This is a genomic window from Streptomyces sp. NPDC046900 (genome assembly GCF_040644975.1).
In the GTDB taxonomy this organism is placed as follows: Bacteria; Actinomycetota; Actinomycetes; order Streptomycetales; family Streptomycetaceae; genus Streptomyces.
Map to the genome: position 1 here is coordinate 1 of NZ_JBEYXD010000126.1, position 17,504 is coordinate 17,504.

At 69.8% G+C, this 17,504-nt stretch carries 12 protein-coding genes; 2 read left to right on the plus strand and 10 right to left on the minus strand.

Annotation, left to right across the window (positions count from 1 at the left end; translation table 11 throughout):
- A partial coding sequence (locus ABZ904_RS46780; RefSeq protein WP_361830234.1) for an IS200/IS605 family accessory protein TnpB-related protein occupies positions 1-1,276 on the plus strand: 1,276 nt, incomplete at its 5' end.
- Between the two features lie 61 nt (positions 1,277-1,337).
- On the opposite strand, the gene ABZ904_RS46785 is transcribed toward ABZ904_RS46780, so the two are convergent.
- The 7 genes from ABZ904_RS46785 to ABZ904_RS46815 form a co-directional block, all read right to left on the minus strand.
- Positions 1,338-2,783, minus strand: a complete 1,446-nt coding sequence (locus ABZ904_RS46785) for a penicillin-binding protein 2 (protein ID WP_361002315.1) — start codon at positions 2,781-2,783, stop codon at positions 1,338-1,340.
- Positions 2,780-3,964 (minus strand): VanZ family protein, encoded by a 1,185-nt coding sequence (locus tag ABZ904_RS46790; RefSeq protein ID WP_361830236.1) that lies wholly within the window; start codon positions 3,962-3,964, stop codon positions 2,780-2,782. Before ABZ904_RS46790 ends, ABZ904_RS46785 begins: the two co-directional genes overlap by 4 nt.
- A 359-nt stretch (positions 3,965-4,323) precedes the next feature.
- A complete protein-coding gene (locus ABZ904_RS46795; RefSeq protein WP_361002321.1) occupies positions 4,324-4,842 on the minus strand; it encodes a hypothetical protein in 519 nt (172 codons plus the stop codon).
- The gene (locus tag ABZ904_RS46800) at positions 4,830-6,341 is read right to left on the minus strand and encodes a HAMP domain-containing sensor histidine kinase (protein WP_361002324.1); all 1,512 of its coding nucleotides are present in this window, start codon (positions 6,339-6,341) and stop codon (positions 4,830-4,832) included. Before ABZ904_RS46800 ends, ABZ904_RS46795 begins: the two co-directional genes overlap by 13 nt.
- A 7-nt stretch (positions 6,342-6,348) precedes the next feature.
- Positions 6,349-7,029, minus strand: coding sequence for a response regulator transcription factor (locus ABZ904_RS46805; RefSeq protein WP_361002327.1), 681 nt, complete (start codon positions 7,027-7,029; stop codon positions 6,349-6,351).
- 71 nt (positions 7,030-7,100) lie between these two features.
- Positions 7,101-8,708 (minus strand): murein biosynthesis integral membrane protein MurJ, encoded by a 1,608-nt coding sequence (murJ, locus tag ABZ904_RS46810; protein ID WP_361002364.1) that lies wholly within the window; start codon positions 8,706-8,708, stop codon positions 7,101-7,103.
- Positions 8,709-8,785: 77 nt separating this feature from the next.
- Positions 8,786-9,970, minus strand: a complete 1,185-nt coding sequence (locus ABZ904_RS46815; RefSeq protein ID WP_361002330.1) for a peptidoglycan bridge formation glycyltransferase FemA/FemB family protein — start codon at positions 9,968-9,970, stop codon at positions 8,786-8,788.
- 417 nt (positions 9,971-10,387) lie between these two features.
- Between ABZ904_RS46815 and ABZ904_RS46820 the strand changes: the two genes are divergently transcribed.
- Complete coding sequence (locus ABZ904_RS46820) at positions 10,388-11,626, plus strand: Ig-like domain-containing protein (RefSeq protein ID WP_361002333.1); 1,239 nt, start codon at positions 10,388-10,390, stop codon at positions 11,624-11,626.
- A 793-nt stretch (positions 11,627-12,419) separates the two neighbouring features.
- On the opposite strand, the gene ABZ904_RS46825 is transcribed toward ABZ904_RS46820, so the two are convergent.
- From ABZ904_RS46825 to ABZ904_RS46835, 3 genes are all read right to left on the minus strand, one after another.
- Positions 12,420-14,960 carry an FtsX-like permease family protein gene (locus ABZ904_RS46825; RefSeq protein ID WP_361002336.1) on the minus strand — a complete coding sequence of 847 codons (2,541 nt, stop codon included), beginning with the start codon at positions 14,958-14,960 and terminating at the stop codon, positions 12,420-12,422.
- The gene (locus ABZ904_RS46830) at positions 14,960-15,760 is read right to left on the minus strand and encodes an ABC transporter ATP-binding protein (protein WP_361002339.1); all 801 of its coding nucleotides are present in this window, start codon (positions 15,758-15,760) and stop codon (positions 14,960-14,962) included. Before ABZ904_RS46830 ends, ABZ904_RS46825 begins: the two co-directional genes overlap by 1 nt.
- Positions 15,761-16,349: 589 nt before the next feature.
- Positions 16,350-17,504: IS200/IS605 family accessory protein TnpB-related protein (locus tag ABZ904_RS46835; protein WP_361830240.1), on the minus strand; the 1,155-nt coding region annotated here is incomplete at its 5' end.

Genomic DNA, 17,504 nt, shown 5'->3' on the forward strand with positions numbered 1-17,504 from the left:
CCGGTTGTCGCTGCCGGTGGGCGAGAAGGGCACGAAGCGGGCGCCGGGCGGATACCGCAGCCGGCAGGAGTGGTTCCAAAAGTCCCGGCGGCTGCGTCTGCTTAAGGACCGGCTGGAGCGGAAGCGGGCCGATCACGACAGGGGGCGGGTGCGGGTCGTGCGAGGCGGCAAACGCCAGCTCCACACCCGACACCACCTCGACGCGGCGCAGCTCACCGAGCACGCATGGCGCCGGCGCTGGGAAGCGGAGCGCTCGTTCCTCCAGGCGGACGGGGAATCGGGCAAGCGGTTCGGGAACGAGACGATCCGCGTCACCCCGGACGGCGAAGTGTCACTGAAACTGCCTGCCCCGCTCGCACACCTGGCGAACGCCCCGCACGGCCGGTACGTCCTCGCAACCGTGATCTTCCACCACCGGCGCGAGGAATGGGCCGACCGCATCACCACGAACCGGTCCGTGGCCTACCGCATCCACTACGACACAGACCGCTCCCGCTGGTACCTCACCGCCTCCTGGACCATCCCACCGGTCAAGACCGTTCCCCTGTCCCACGCCCGCGCAGGCGGTCTGATCAGTGTCGATACGAACGCCGACCATCTGGCTGCCTGGCGGCTGGACGAGCACGGCAATCCGGTCGGCGAACCCCGCCGGTTCTTCTACGACCTGTCCGGGAGCGCGTACCGGCGTGATACCCAGGTGCGGCATGCACTGATCCGGCTCCTGCACTGGGCGAAACGTCACGGCCTGTCGATCGCGATCGAAGACCTCGACTTCGCCGCGGAGAAAACCCGGGAGAAGCACGGGCGCCAGAAGCGGTTCCGGCGGTTGATCTCCGGCATGCCGGTGTCCAAGCTGCGGGCCCGGCTTGTCAGCATGGCGGCCGAACTCGGCATCACCATCATCGCCGTCGGCCCGGCCTACACCAGCAGGTGGGGCGCCCAGCACTGGCTGGGGCCGCTCACCCACACGACCAGGAAAACCACCCGTCACGATGCCGCGAGCATCGCGATCGGCAGGCGCGCCCTCGGGCACCGCATCCGGCGACGGACGGCACCGCCCCCACACGACCAGAGCGATCGTGTGGGGCATCGGACCGCCCAGGCCGGACACGGCACCCCAGGGCGTGAGGAAACCCGCCCCCGCATCCCCGGACCACGGACACGATCCGTGTCGCCAGACGCGGCGCGAACGCGGGCGACCAGTGCATCCACCACCGTTCGGGATGCGCCAGTTGACCAGGATTGGGTACAAGACCCACTCCTGCACACTGACTAGGAACGGTTCAAGGTCCCTCAAACCGAACCACACCCAACGCGCGGCCCCCGCCCGGGCTGGGCTACCTCTTCAACCAGGCCGCCATCATCTTCTGGGCGATTGGTGCGGCGAGCTTGCCGCCGCCGATCTCGGAACGGTCGGTGTCGGAGTTCTCGATCAACACCGCGACCGCGATCTGCTTGCCGCCGGCCTTGCCATACGAGGTGAACCAGGCGAGCGGCGGGATGTTGTTGTTCACACCGCGCTGCGCGGTGCCCGTCTTGCCGCCCACCTCGGCGCCCGCCACCTGCGCGGGCTTACCGCCGCCGTCGGTGGCGACCGTGCGCATGGCGTCCTGGAGCATCGAGGCGGTCTTCGCGCTCATGACCTGGTCCGACTTGGGGTCCTTGAAGCCCTCCAGGACGTTGCCGTCGGCGTCGGTCACCTCGGAGACCATGTGCGGGGCGACCAGCTTGCCGCCGTTCTCGATCGCGGCGGTCACCATGGCGATCTGCAGCGGGGTGGCCTGCACGTCGAACTGGCCGATGCCCGTCTGCGCCACCTGGTCTATGGAGATCTTCTTCGACGGGTACTTGCTGGGCGGGCTGGTGCGGACCGGGGTGTCGATCGCGGTGTTGAACCCGAGCTTCTCGGCCGTCGCGCGCATCTTGTCCTGGCCGAGTTTAGCGGCCAGGTCCGCGAAGACGTTGTTGCAGGACAGCTTGAGGGCGGTGCGGGCCGAGACGTTGCTGCAGGCCGCGTCACCAGCCTCGCTGGGCAGGTTCGTGCGGGTGCCAGGGATCGTGTACGGGGCGGCCACGCCGGTCGGCGTGTCGATACTGGTGATCAGCCCGTTCTCGATCGCGGCCGTCAGGGTGACCAGCTTGAAGGTGGAGCCGGGGGCCTGCGGCTTGCGCAGCGCCACGTTCTCCATGGCCTTGCCCTGGTCGGCCGACAGCTCCTTCCAGGCGGCCTCGTCGGTGGCGCCCGTGATGCGGCCCGGGTCGTACGAGGGGTTGTTCACCACGGCGAGGATCTCGCCGGTCACTGGGTCGATGGCGACGGCCGCGCCCTGCTTGCCCTGGAGGGCGTCGTAGGCAGCCTTCTGGACGTCCTTGTCGATGGTTGTCAGCACGTTGCCCGGGTCGGCCCGCTTGTTGGTGAGGACGTCCATCATCGTCTTGAGCCGGCTGTCGGAGCCGTTGAGGATGCTCTTGTAGACGCCCTCCAGCATGGTCGTGCCGTATGCCTGGGAGCTGTAGCCGGTGATCGGCGCGTACAGCGGTCCGTCGAGGTACGTCCGCTTGTAGCCGAAGTCCCCGCCCGCCTTCATAGAGCCGGTGATCGACTGCCCGCCCACGATGATGTTCCCCAACGGGTTCCGGAACTGCCCGATGAGGTTGCGCCGGTTGTTCTTGTCGTCTGCGAGGGCCCGGCCTTGGTACGCCTGCACCCAGGTGGCCCGCACCAAAAGGGCCAGCACCAGCAGCAGACAGAAGACCGACGCACGCCTGATCGTCTTGTTCATCCCCCGGAAAGACACGCGAGCGGCCCCGAGCTTTCGGCTCTGCCCCGATTTTCGGATCTCTCCTTCGGGTCGCTGCCGCTGCCGGTGACTGCGGAGAGGTCGACTTCGAGGAGTTGTCCGGCGGCGTTGACGGTCACCTTCAGCGACGTCACGGCCAGCATGCGGTCGCCGCGGTAGGGGTAAGTGACGGTCCACGTCCCGCCCGCGCCGGCGTCGGCGCGGTCCACCACCGGCCGCTTCGCGTCGGCGGTGGGGTAGTGCGCGGCCACGTACCGGCCGGCGGCCCTCGCGGCGGAGGCCGCGTCGTGCACGGACCGGGCGGAGCCCGGGATGGGGTACCCGGCCGGCATGCCTTCAGTCCGGGAAGCCACCGATACGTTGATCTGGAACCGGTCCGGGTGGGGCCAGCTCATGGAGGCCGTTCCGGTCGGCTTCAGGTCGGCCCACACCTGTTCGTCCACGCCGTCCAGACCGCACGGCGTGCTGTCCATGACACGGACGATTTTGAAGTCGTCGCCCAGCGCCTTGTGGACCGCCTGTCCGATGACCGTCTGCTGTGCCGCGGACGCCTGCCTGCTCGGCTCGGCGTGGTCGACGACCCGCAGGTCGACGGCGGTTGTCATCAGGCAGGCGACGGCCGTGAATCCCGCTCCGGTCGCGACCGGGAACCAGCGTCGACGCGTGGGCCAGGGCGACAGCTGCGAACCGGCGAGGCGAAGGGACAGGACCCCGCTGCCCACGCCCGCGGCGGCGCCCGCGGCATTGGTGATCAGGTCGCTGGTGTCGCAGTAGCGGCCGATGACGGGAAAGACGGCCTGGAGGGTCTCGATCCCGCAGGCCAGGAGGACGGACAGCAGCAGGGGAGGCATCGGGCGCCGGGCCGCGCGCACGCCGAAGAAGCCGATCGGCACGAACAGGGCGACGTTCATCCAGCCCTGGGTCGTCCCGAACGCCTCCCACAGGTCCTTGCTGACCGTGCAGCTCACCGCTCCCGTACTCACGGTCTTGAACCAGAGCGTCAGGAACAGGGTGGCCGTCGTCGAGGCCATCCAGGCCGCGTAGGCCCAGGGCCGGTCCGAGCGGCCACGGAGGCCCTGCCAGACGATCCCGAGCGCCGCCGCCGAGACGAGGGCGACGAGGAGGACGTACAGCAGGTGCCTCCCGAAGACGAGCGCGAGCAATGCCGTGCCTTTCGAAAGCGCGAGGGGACCGGTCGACAACGCGCGGGATCAGCCGCGTCAAAGATCATCATGGCGCCCACAGGTCACGGCCACTAGCTCAACTTATGCCCAAACTGGCTCAACTCTGGCCACTGGTTCAACTCATGACCAAGCTCTAGCAGCCGGTTCCCGCAGGACTTCAGCGGCTCGGCGCTGCCTTGGGCGACTGCCCCACGGGCATCACCGCAGCGCGAACCGTCGTTGCTCGTACTTCTGAAGCGGTGCTCCTGAGAGCGCCGGCTTCGCAAACTGCGGTCGCTAGGCTCGGACTTGTGAGCGAGGACGCTCGCCTCCTAGCGAACCGCCTTCTACAATGCGCTTTAGCAGTGGGCTGGCGGGAGTGTTCCGTCCTCGCCCTCGATCGTCACTGCCGTGTCGTCGTCACCCTGCGCGAGTGCGGCTGTACACACCACTTGACTGATCGCGGTCTCCTCGAGGTGCCGCACAGGGAGCGGTATGCGGATCGTCAGCCCGCCGGGGGCCGACCCTATTCCCACAGGCCCTTTCAGGCGCGGCAGTCCCGTATGGAGCCCGGCCTTGCGTTCGTTCGCGAGTGGGCCGGCGAACAGCTCGGCGAGCACTTTCCGCACGTCGGGCTGCTCGGTCAGCTTCGGGGAGAACCGGCTCTTCGGGGCCAGCCGGTCCACCGGGGCCAAACGGCCCTCCGGGGAAAGGAAGAAGAGGAGGACGCGTTGCCGGGGACCGGGGAAGACGCTGACGGTGGCGGGTCCGCCGGCCTCGATGGCATCGGTCGCCTGCACTCCGCAGCCGGTCAGCACGGCTGCCGCGGCGGCGAAGGCGGCGACAGCACGGCCGACGGCGGGGCTCACACGCTGCACTCGGTCGCCTCCCCGCCGGCCAGAGGTATCTCCACGGTGAAGACGGCGCCACCCTGCGGGCCGTTGGCGGCCCGGAGTGTGCCTCGGTGCAGGCGCACGTTCTCCAGGGTGATGGCGAGACCGAGTCCGCTGCCCTTGGAGCGGGTGCGGGCCGCGTCCGCCTTGTAGAAGCGCTCGAAGATATGCGGCAGTACCTGCGCGGGTATGCCGGGTCCGCTGTCCGCGACCTCGGCGACAAGCCAGGCCGCGCCATTCACGCCGGGCCCCCCGTCCGGCCGGTCGGCGCCGGACGCTCCTTCGCGGCAGGACTTGGTGCGCAGCCGTACCGTCACGGGCGCACTTCCGTGCCGCAGCGCGTTGCCGACGAGGTTGGCGATGACGACGTCGAAGCGCCGCGGGTCGAGGCGGGCCCGGATGCCGTCGGGCAAGTCGGTGACGATCTGTGCGGGGTCGCTCCAGTGCCGGCTCGTCAGGGTTTTGCGGATGGCCTGTGCGACGTCGACCTCGTCGGTGTTCAGTTCGGCGGCCCGGGCGTCGAAGCGGGAGATCTCCATCAAGTCCTCGACGAGTACGGCCAGTTTGCCCGTCTCGGCGCTGATCAGTCGGACGGCCTGGGCCGTGTCCGGGGCGAGGTGGGCCGCGTCCTCGTCCAGTACCTCCGTGACGGCGAGCATCCCGGTGAGTGGGGTGCGCAGTTCATGGGAGACGTCGGCGGCGAATCGGCGGGCGCGCGCCTCGGCCTCGCGGAGTTCACGTACGGTCTGCTCCAGCTCGGCGGCGGACTCGTTGAAAGTCCGTGCGAGGTCGGCGAGTTCGTCACTGCCTTTGCACTGGATGCGGGTGTTGAAGCGGCCGCTTCCCATGTTTCGTGCGGCTGTGCGCAGGTCGCGGATCGGGCGCAGCACGCTGCGCGCCGCCAGCAGCGCGGGCACGAGTGCCGCCATGAGGCCCGGGAGGGCCCCGTCGCAGGCGGCGGTGAGCATGGCCTGGATGTTGGTCTCCTCGTCGGTCAGCGGCATCACGGCGTACAGCACGAGCCCGGTGGGGCGCGTGGTTGTCCCGGCCTGGAAAACGGTGGGGACGGCGACGGTCAGCCAGGGGGTGCCGCCTTTGTTGACCCGCTGGAAGCTGCCGCCGGGCGTGGTGAGCGCGGCCCGGCGTAGCTCGGGGGTGATCACCGTCGAAACGGGCCTGGTACCGGACGAGATCCGGATCGATCCGTATTCGGCGAACACCACCCAGGGGTGGGGCTTGCCCTGCCGGGCGAGTTGCTGCACCTGTTGCTGAAGCGCCACCGGTACCACGGGAAGCGACGTGGGCCACTCCTCGATCTGGTCGCGGAAGGAGGAGACGGCGGTGTCCTGGGCCTGGACGAGGATCGCGGTGCGTGCCGCACGGTAGGTGAGGGCGGCGGTGGTTCCGGCGCCGGCGGCGGCGACCAGCAGGAAGGCGAGGACCAGCCGGGTGCGCAGCCCGGTGCGGGCTTTCCAGCGGCTCATTGCGGGCTCAAAGGGGTCCGAAGCGGTAGCCGAAGCCCCGCAGGGTCTGGATGTAGCGCGGGCTTGCGGGCACGTCCTCGACCCTTTGGCGTAGCCGTCGTACGCAGGCGTCGACCAGGCGGGCGTCGCCGTGGTAGTTGTGTTCCCAGACGTGTTCGAGCAGTTGCTGCCGGCTGAAGACCTGCTCCGGTGCGGCGGTCAGATACAGCAGGAGCTTGAGCTCGGAGGGGGCAAGAGCCACGGGTCGGCCGGCCTTGGCGACGGTCAGTCCGCCGCGGTCGATGGCGAGGTCGCCGTGGAACTCCACGGCGGGGCGTCCGCCCGAGTCCTCGATGCGGCGCAGTACGGCCCGGATGCGGGCCTCGATCACTTCTGTGCGGGCCGGTTTGACGATGTAGTCGTCGGCCCCGGCCTCCAGTCCCACCACGACGTCGAAGTCGTCGCCGCGTGCGGTGAGCATGATGATCGGCAGTTGGTCGGCCTCGCGTACCCGGCGGCAGACCTGGACTCCGTTCATGCCGGGCAGCATGAGGTCGAGGAGCAGTAGATCGGGCCGGAATTCGCCGATGGCCGCCAGCCCGGCCTCTCCTGTGGGGGCGGTGCGTACCTCGTGCCCGCGTCGGCGTAGACCGAGTTCGATGCCTTCACGGACGGAGGCGTCGTCTTCGATGAGCAGGACGCGTGGCATATGCCGAGTATTCCATTTCGCCTTGCGGGAGCGGCTTGTCAGCAGATGTGAGGAAGTCGACATTGTGACCTCTATGTGCGTCGGCGGGGCGTGCGCAGCACTGTGGCGAGGACGGCTTCCAGTTCGGTCAGGCGTAGGGGGCGCGCCAGCAGTGCGAAAGCCGCCAGGATGGCCGCCGTGCCCGCCGTCACTGCAGCGAGCGGGCCGTTGGAAGCTGCCTGTGTGGCCACGAGGTGGCCGAGTGCGGCGGCCGGGACCGCGGCCACCAGCAGCCGGGCCAGTGCGGCCCCGGACGGTGAGCGCCACGGTGCTCGCCGGGGACTGGTCGTCGAGGAGAGCCTGCGGTCCAGCACGAACGCGGTGACCGCCCAGCCCGCAAAGAGCGCCACCGAGTACGCCCCGGCCATGCCGGTGACCGCCCAGCGTGCGGGCAGCAGCACGCAAGCGGCGATGGACAGGCCCGCGTTGAGTCCGGCGATCACCAGGTTCAGCACAAACGGCGTGCGGGTGTCGGAGAGCGCGTAGAAGGCGCGCGAGAGGACGTACTGCCCGGAGAAGGCGATCAGCCCCGGCGCGAAGGCCATCAACGCCCCCGCCATGACAGCGATATCGTCCGCCGTGGTCTGGCCGTACCGGAAGACGACCGTCATGATCGGCTGGGCGAGTGCGAGGAGTAGGCACGCTGCGGGCACGATGGCGGCGGCGGTGCTGCGCAGGGCGTACGCCACGTCCTGGCGCACCCGTGGCGTGTCGTCGTCGGCCGCCGCCCTGCTCATCCGCGGCATCAACGCGGTCACCAGTGAGACGGTCACGATCCCGTGCGGCACGGCCCACAGCAGATATGCGTTGCTGTAGGCGCTGAACCCGGCCCCGCCTTCGATACCCTGGGCCGCCGCGTGCTGCCCCGCCACCGTCGCGAGCAAGGTCACCACCCAGTAGGCGACCTGGTTGGTCAACACCAGCAGCACCAGCCAGGTCGCCGAGCGCAGGGGCCGGGACATCCCGCTGCCCCGCCAGTCGAACCTGGGCCGCCACCTAAAACGCGCCGCGCGCAGGGACGGCAGCAGCGCCAGCGCCTGGACGACGATCCCGGCCGTAGTGCCCCAGCCGAGCAGTGCAATCTCGCCGCCGGTGAGCGCGCCGCCGGTTCCCGCCGTCGCCAGATACAGACCGAAGACCGCGATGACGACCACGTTGTTGAGGACCGGTGTCCACATCATGGCGCCGAACGTGCCGCGGGCATTGAGTACCTGCCCGAGCAGGGTGAACAGACCGAGGAAGAAGATCTGTGGCAGGCAGTAGCGTGCGAAGGCGACCGTCGTCGTCGCCTGCACACCGGTGTAGTCGGTGTAGGCCGCGACGATCGCGGGCGCCGCGAACACTGCCCCGGCCGTGATCAGCAGCAGAGCCGACGTGCACAGGGTGAGCAGCCGGTCCGTGTACGCGGCCCCGCCGTCCTCGTGCTCCCCTGCGGCCTTGACCAGTTCGGGCACGAACACGGCGTTGAGTGCACCACCCAGGAGCAGTGTGTAGACGATGTTGGGGACGGTGTTGGCGACTGCATAGCCGTCGGCCCTCAGTCCCACACCCAGAGCGGCGGCGACCACGGCGGAGCGTACGAACCCGGTGGCGCGGGAGACGAGGGAGCCGGCGGCCATCACCGCGCCGCTGCGCAGCACCGAGCCGGGCCGGTGGGCCGGCCGCTGTACCGTGGGTGCGCCGGCACCGGCCGGAGCATCCGGAGTCGTGGAAGCGCTCACCGGCGCGCCATGTACATCTGGAACGCGCGGTACAGCGTGTGATTGGTGGTGCCGCTCAACGGCATCTCCCACTCCCCCAGTGTCTCTGCGACATGGCCCCCGGTGCCGAGCTTCCAGCGCAGCAGCCCGAACGAGCGCACATCGGGGTCGAGTGTGGACGGTACCCCACACATGTCGTAGACCTGCGCGCCCTGGGCGTGGGCGTCGCGCATCATCTTCCACTGCAGGGCGTTGGAGGGGCGGACCTCGCGCCGGTGGTCGGCGGAGGCCCCGGTCTGGTACCAGACCCGTCGGCCCACCGTGACCATGGTGTGTGCGGCCAGGATCTCGCCCTGATAACGGGCGAGATAGAGCTTCATCCGGCCCGGCTCCTCGGCGTTGAGGGCCGCGTACTGGCGCTCGTAGTAGGCCAGGGAGCGGCCCAGCCGGAAGCCGTCCCGTGCTTCGGTGATTTTCAGCAGCCGGTAGAAATCGGGAAGGTCGCCGGCCCCGCCCACCGTCACCTCGACGCCCGACTTGTGCGCCCGCCGGATGTTGCGCCGCCACTCCTGGTTGAGTCCGGACCACAGGTCCTCGGCACTACGTCCGGCCAGCGGCACCCTGAAGACATAACGGGGCTGTGCGTCGTTGTCCTGGCCGTCGTCGCCGCAGCGTTGCCAGCCGCGTGCCCGCAGCCGCTCGGCCACGGCGGCACCCAGCGGGTCGACCTCGCAGGTGAGCACATCGCTCACGCGCCGGCCGGCGCCGGTGTGCGCCTTCAGCCCGTCGGCGTTCCACCGGCGGTAGGCGGGCGCGGGCCCGATGCGCACGGCGAACGCTCCCTCGGCACGCAGATGGCGCAACAGCGGGTTGAGCCAGCGGTCGAGTTCCGGGTCGCTCCAGTCGGCGACGGGCCCCTCAGGCAGGTAGGCGAACGACTTCCGGGTACCGGGGAACCGGCGCAGCAGCACCAGTGCCACTCCGCTCAACTCCCCGCGCCCGGGGCCGTCCTGCGGGCCCCAGCCCAGCAGCCGGGCCTGCCAGCCGTCCTTCACCTCGGCCCAGGAGGGGCACTGAAGGAAGCCGGGCCCCAGGGCGGAACCGGTACGGGAGGCAAGAAAGGCACGGTAGGTCTCGGCGGAGACGGGCCCCAGCCACGCATCCTGCTGACCACAGCGTGCGGTCGCGAGCAGCGCCGACATTGCGCCTCCTCGGGTGCCGTCGTTGTCGGTTGAGGTACCGGGCTGTTGAGCACGGAACGCGAGGAAGATTCACAGGCGTCCATGACCGGGCCGCGCGACGTATGTGACCGGACCATGACGGTTCCGCTGCGGCGCCCGTCACACGACGGCAGCACATTCCCGGGAGTCACACGACAGCAGACGGTGTCCTGGGCCATGGGTATGGCAGCGGAGGTGGGCCTGTCCCGGGGCAGCCGCACAGTGCGGGGAGATCCACGGCCGCCCATGACCGCCACGCCCGGCTTGTGTGACCGGACGATGACCGTTTTCCTGCAGTCGCTGTCACACAGCCGGCACGCCCATGTCCTGCGCTTTTGGTCGCTTAGAGTCCCAGCGTCCCGGTGAGTTTTCGACTTTCAACTTTCACGGAGGTGTCCGTTGAGCCAGACACGTGTCGGACCGATACACGTGGGCCCGGCGCAAATTCGCGTCGCCGTCGCCGCCGCGGGGTCCGCCGCCCTGCTGATCGCCACCGTCTGCGCCTGCTCCTCCCAGGGCACGACATCGGCAAAGGCGGGAGCGCAGGCCAAGGACGGCGCTCGGGCGCACGACCGGGCGGCGACGATCAGTGTGACGCCCCACGGCACACGGGCGAAAGCCGGCGAACCGGTCAAGGTCGCCGTGCACGACGGTCGCCTCGCCTCCGTCACCGTCACCGACGCCAGCGGCGAAAGACTCACCGGCAGGTTGTCACACGACCGCCGCACCTGGACCTCCGACCGCAATGCCGTGCCCGGCGCCACCTACACGGTCCAGGCGGCGACCCGCTCCCAGAACGGACAGGCGCACCAAACGCACCAGTCCTTCACCACCATCGCCGCCGACCGGGTCAACAAGGTGGAATGGCGGCCCGGCACCGCCACCACGGTCGGTGTGGCCCAACCGCTCTCCCTGGTCTTCGACTTCCCGGTGCGCGACAAAGCCGCGGTGGAAAAGCAGCTCAAGGTCACCACCTCCAACCACACCGAGGGCTCATGGGGATGGATGAAGGACTGGTCCGGCAGAGACCGGGTCGACTGGCGGCCCAAGGAGTACTGGCAACCCGGCACCAAGGTCAGCCTCGACGCCCGACTGAACGGCACCTACTCGGGTGCGGGCGGCGGCTGGTTCGTTCGTGACTACAAACTCGACGTCACCATCGGCGCACGGCAAGTGGTCAAAGTCGACCTCGACAGCAAGCAGCTCACCATGCAACGCAACGGCGCCACCGTGCGGACCTTCCCGGTGTCCGGCGGCACCCCCGGCCCCAAAACGGGCTCCTGGCGCGGCACGGAAGTGATGATGTCGAAGGAGGGCACGATCCGAATGAACTCCGAGACCGTAGGCCTCGGTGACGCCTACGACCAGAACGTCAACTACGCGATGCGGCTGACCTGGTCGGGTACCTACGCCCACGCCGCACCGTGGAACGCCGCCAACTTCGGCAGGGCCAACAAGAGCCACGGCTGCATCGGCATGAGCGACGCCAACGCCCGATGGCTCTACCAACATGCCCGGATCGGCGACCCGTTCGAGGTCAAGGGCGCCGAGACCAAGGGACAGGTCGCCTTGAACAACGGCTTCGGAGACTGGAACGTCGACTGGGACCAGTGGCGCTCGAGGAGCGCCCTGCGGTGATCTTGGGCTGCGACTGCCAGGACGCACCAGCATCGCCTCCGTGTTCCGAGCCAGTTAGCCGGGTCGCGTCTTCGGTGAGCGTCTGGCTGCGGGACAACGGCGACGCTGGGCGGCGGACAAGCACGCAGGCCTGCGGACCGTCAGTGCAGTTGAACCCTCCCTCCGCTGAAGCAGGGGGATTCCTGGCTCAGGCTGCCTGCGGGCCCAGCGGACCTACGGGTCTTACACCCTCAACACCAGCCGGGTCGGAACCTGCCCGGTTCGGTACTACAAGCAAAGGAGTTGCTGTGCCAGCCTGGCTCCCGCTCAGCACGGTGTGCGCGCTTGGTTCTCGCAACGCACACCGAGTAGCCTACCCGCTCGCGTGGACGGTCTCTCGCCCGGGAGGCGAAACCCCGTTGCCTGCCCTGCTCCGCAGGAGTCCGATTCCCCCCAGCCTGAAGGCCAGGGCATCCTCGGAGGAACCAGGTGAACAGCCCACCAGTTCAAGGCCAGGCATCCGCCCCAGTTGCTTCGGGACGAAGAAGTCGCGGGCTCAATTCCCGCCACAGTGACAGAGAAATACCAGGTCAGGCCGGGTTTCCAGGGATGGACACCCGGTCCGATGTGTTCTTGGGAGCGTCTCAGGGGTGAGCGGGGATTGGCCGCGAGGGCGGGCCGGCCGAAGGCCGTCACGATCGAGATGCACCCGTGCAGGTCCCCTCCGGGAGGTTCACCCGTACGCCCTGCGGGGCCTGCCGTTCACGGGCACCGGCGCAGTCGCCCGGCTCCTGGCGTACTCGGTGAGCGGGCGCTACTGCCGTGCGGTGCCGGCTTCGATCGGCCGGGTGCGCAGCAGTGCGAGGGTGGGTAGGCCGGTGGCGGCGAGGCTGAGGAGGACGGTTGCGGCGGCCAGTTGCCCTGCGGTGCCGGTCGGGATGTAGGGGGCGGTTTTGGTGAGGCCGCGGGCGATGGGGACAAGGGTGGTCCAGGCGATGGCGCCACCGAGGATGAGGCCGGTTACGGCGACGAGGAGGGCTTCCCAGCCCATCATGGCCCGCACTTGGCGGCGGGTGGTGCCGGCAAGGCGGAGCAGGCCGATTTCGCGGCGGCGGTCAAGAACGGTCATCACGAGGGTGTTGGCGGCGGCGACGGCGGCGAATCCGCCGAGCACGGCGGCCATGACGGTGTTGGCCCAGGAGTTGAGTTCCTGGTTCCGGTCGGCTTGGGCGCCGTATCCGGCCGCGTCGGTGAGGGTCGTCCCTGGTGCGAGTGTGCTCAGTTGACGGGCTGTGGCCTGCCGGTCGGCGCCGGGGGCGGCTGCGACGAGCACGTGGCTGTCCAGGGCGGCTGTCACGTGCGCGGCGAGGGCGGCACGGGGCATCACGACCTGTCCCACTCCCAGGCCGCGTTCGTAGGTGGCGACCACGGTGGGCCTGACCTTGGTGCCGTCGCCCAGCCACAGGGAGGCCCGGTCACCGGTTTTCACGTGCAGGTCCTGGGCGATCGCGGTGTCCAGCGCGATCGTGTTCCCGGATCCGAGTGCGCGCAACGATCCGCTGTTCACGCCGAGGTCGAGTACCTTGGGCAGGCTGTCCGGGTCACCGGAGACGCCTAGGAGGGTCGTCGAGGTCAGCTCGTTGCCAAGCCGGTAGACGGCGCCGGTGCGCAGTATTCCGGTCGCGGACTCCACGCCCGCTACCCGGGCCGCCCGTTCGGCGGTGGCCGCGGGCAGACCGGGGCCGGTCGAGCCGAGCACGTAGTCGGCGACGACCGCGCTCTTGACGTTCTCGCCGGAGGCGTGGGCGATGGTGCTCTGGATGAAGAGCAGCGTGCCGCAGAAGGCGGTGACCATGATGATCGGAGTGATGGCGGAGGCCAGGCGGCGGGCCTGGGCGCGCGTGTTGTCGGCGGCCAGGGAGCCGGCGGCTCCGGCGGCTCCCGCCCGCAGGGGCAGTGCGAGGATGCTCGCGCACAGGCGGGCCAGCAGGGGACCGAGCAGGGCTACGGCGAGCAGGAAGCACATGATCACGCCGAGAGCGGTGTTGGCGGCGTCGCTGCCGCCGAGCCGGGCGGCGAGGGCGGCCAGTACACCGCCGCCCGCGAGGGCGGCCAGACCCATGCAGATCCGGATCGCGCCGGGCCGGGCGCGCTCCACGGCGGCTTCCCCGAGCGCCTGACTGGGGCGAAGCCCGGCGGGTCGGCGCGCGGCCACCCAGCCGGCCGTCAGCGCGGCCAGCACGCAGGCTCCCACCGCGGCCAGCATCGGCAGCACGCCGACGTGAAGGGACATCTGCCCGGCTACGGCACCGCGGTGGAGGAGTTCACCGAACCACCAGCGGGCCAGTTTCAGGCCCGGCAGCACCCCCAGGGCGGCTGCCACGGGTGCGAGGATCACTGCCTCGGTGGCGATGGTGCGGCGGATCTGCCGGGGCGTCGCGCCGATCGCACGCAGCAGGGCGAACTCACGGGCTCGCTGCCCCGTGGCCAGAGCGATCGTGCCCATGACGACGAAGACGGCGGTCAGCGCAGCGGTGCCGCCGAAGGAGCCACCCAGCGCGGTCAACACGACCTTGCTCCCGGCGAAACCTGCCACTTCCGCGGCCCCGCGCGCATCACCGGTGGCAACCCGGGCGCGGCCGTCCACGGCCTGGCGTACCTGTCCGGCCAGGGCGGGGACACTCACACCCTCACGGGGCATCACGGCGATGGCGTCCACCGACCCGGGATGCCCGGACAGCCTCTGGGCCACACCGTCCGCGAACCACACACTGGGGCCGTCACCCTTCGTGGAGATCAGTGCGGAGATCACGAAACTCGCGCTGCCGCCCGGCGCGGCCAGCCAGAGCCGGTCTCCCGGCGCAAGGCGTGCGGCCCGGGCGGCGCTCTCCTCCAGCACGACCTCCCCGGCCCCCGGCGCGTCGTTCTTCGGCGCGGCCAAGGAGTGGGCGGCGGTGAGGGCGGTTGCCGAGAAGTTCCGTCCTGTCAGCGCAGGCAGCGCGCCCGCCTTCTTCACCACCTGCAGGGGGAAGGACAGATCCGGGACGGCCGCGGCAACTCCGGGGCGGGTGGCGATCGTGGCCGACAGTGCCTCATCGACGCGGTGGCGCTCCGGCAGAGCGCTCTGCATCGAGTGCCTCTTCCCGCCCTCCTGGTAGCTGATCCGGGCGTAGGGATCACCAAAGACCACGACGGGGGAATCCGCGTAACGCACGGCCTCCACGCGCGCGGTGATGCCGGTCTGCAGCAGCGTGCCGCAGGCCGTAATGATCACCGCTCCCAGCAGCAGCGCGATGAAGCTGCCCACGAAGGACGCGGGCCTGAAGCGCACCGAGGCCCGCGCGAGACCGTTCATCACGCGGCCACCCCCGCGAACCCGCCGGCCGCAGCGGTCAGGTTCACCATCCGATCGGCCACCGTCTGCGGGTCGGGACGCCGCAGATTCCCGACCAGCGCCCCATCGGCCAGGAAGAGCACCTGGTCCGCGTGGGACGCGGCCACCGGGTCATGGGTGACCATGACGACCGTGGCACCCATCGCCTCGACCGCGCGACGCAGCAGCCCCAGGATCTCCCGGGCGGACCGGGCATCCAGGGCACCGGTCGGCTCGTCCGCGAACACCACCTCCGGCTCCGTCATCAACGCACGGGCGATCGCCACACGCTGCTGCTGCCCGCCCGACAACTGCCCAGGCCGCCTGCCCCCGAGCTCTGCGAGTCCGACATCGGCCAGAAGCTGCTGCGCCCGCCGCCGGTCCTGCCGCTCACCCGCGAGCCGCTGGGGCAGCAGCACGTTCTGCAGCACGGTCAGGGAAGGCAGGAGGTTGAAGGACTGGAAGACGAACCCGACACGCGCGCGCCGCAACTTCGTCAGCCGGTTCTCGCTCAGCTGGGTGATCTCTTCCCCGCCGAGCAGCACCTGCCCCGAAGTCGGTCGGTCCAGACCCGCGGCACACTGCAAGAACGTGCTCTTCCCCGACCCCGACGGGCCCATCACCGCAGTGAAGCTCCCCCGCTCCAGCGCCACGTCCACCCCGCGTAGTGCCTGCACGGCCGCAGCCCCCCGCCCATAAGCGCGGGTAACGGCGCGCAGCTCGATCGCAGGAGACCCGTCCCGGTCCCGCTCGGTGTCCATAAAGTCGCGGCGCCCGGCCATGATGTTCCCTTCTTTGCTCGTCAGCTGCCTTGCCGACGGTCATCAGGGAGCAATGTGTCGGCGATGCAGTCAGCCAAGCTCTTCTTGGCGGGGATATCCCCCGACCCGGTGGGCGCGGGCCCCACCTCGGCGTTTCATGTCGCACAGTGATCGACTCCTCCAAAGGGGGACGCTTCCGGCGCGACCGTCGGCAGGGGCAGAGCCGGTTGGCCGCCCGGACCTGGTCGAGGTGGTCAAGGACGTCGTACGCTGACCGATAGCGAGGGCCGCGTCCTTCTTGAACACCGTGCCCACGTGGCAGGCAGCGCGGTATCCAGCCTTGCCAGTACATGCCGTCCACGCCTCAGCCACGCGGCTGAGGTTTCCTCTCCCCCCTCGGGATGAGCACCCCCGCGGTCGACGGCACACGCGTGGTCAGCCGAGCAGCCCTCAACGGCCACCGCGCTCAGAGCCCGCATCGAGGGACGCAGTCGTGCCACATCGCGGTCCATCACCGTCAACGGCGGTCCGTCGCAGTCCAGATGAGCCGTTGACCTGGCTGCAGCCACAGCCCGTGTGGCCTGGCCGCCACGCCCACCCCATACCGTTCCTAGTCAGTGTGCAGGAGTGAGTCTTGTACCCAATCCTGGTCAGCTGGCGCATCCCGAACGGTGGTGGATGCACTGGTCGCCCGCGTTCGCGCCGCGTCTGGCGACACGGATCGTGTCCGTGGTCCGGGGATGCGGGGGCGGGTTTCCTCACGCCCTGGGGTGCCGTGTCCGGCCTGGGCGGTCCGATGCCCCGCACGATCGCTCTGGTCGTGTGGGGGCGGTGCCGTCCGTCGCCGGATGCGGTGCCCGAGGGCGCGCCTGCCGATCGCGATGCTCGCGGCATCGTGACGGGTGGTTTTCCTGGTCGTGTGGGTGAGGGGCCCCAGCCAGTGCTGGGCGCCCCACCTGCTGGTGTAGGCCGGGTCGACGGCGATGATGGTGATGCCGAGTTCGGCCGCCATGCTGACAAGCCGGGCCCGCAGCTTGGACACCGGCATGCCGGAGATCAACCGCCGGAACCGCTTCTGGCGCCCGTGCTTCTCCCGGGTTTTCTCCGCGGCGAAGTCGAGGTCTTCGATCGCGATCGACAGGCCGTGACGTTTCGCCCAGTGCAGCAGCCGGATCAGTGCATGCCGCACCTGGGCATCACGCCGGTACGCGCTCCCGGACAGGTCGTAGAAGAACCGGCGCGGTTGGCCGCATGGATTGCCGTGGGCATCGAGTCGCCAGGCGGCGAGGTGGTCGGCGTTCGTATCGACACTGATCAGACCGCCGGTGCGGGCTACGTCGAGGGGGACGGTCTTGACCGGTGGGATGGTCCAGGAGGCGGTGAGGTACCAGCGGGAGCGGTCTGTGTCGTAGTGGATGCGGTAGGCCACGGCCCGGTTCGTGGTGATGCGGTCGGCCCACTCCTCGCGCCGGTGGTGGAAGATCACGGTTGCGGCGAGGACGTACCGGCCGTGCGGGGCGTTCGCCAGGTGGGCGAGCGGGGCAGGCAGTTTCAGTGACACTTCGCCGTCCGGGGTGACGCGGATCGTCTCGTTCCCGAACCGCTTGCCCGATTCCCCGTCCGCCTGCAGGAACCAGCGCGATGCTTCCCACCGCCGGTGCCACGCGTGCTCGGTGAGCTGCGCCGCCTCGAGGTGGTGTCGGGTGTGGAGCTGGCGTTTGCCGCCTCGCACGACCCGCACGCGCCCCCTGTCGTGATCGGCCCG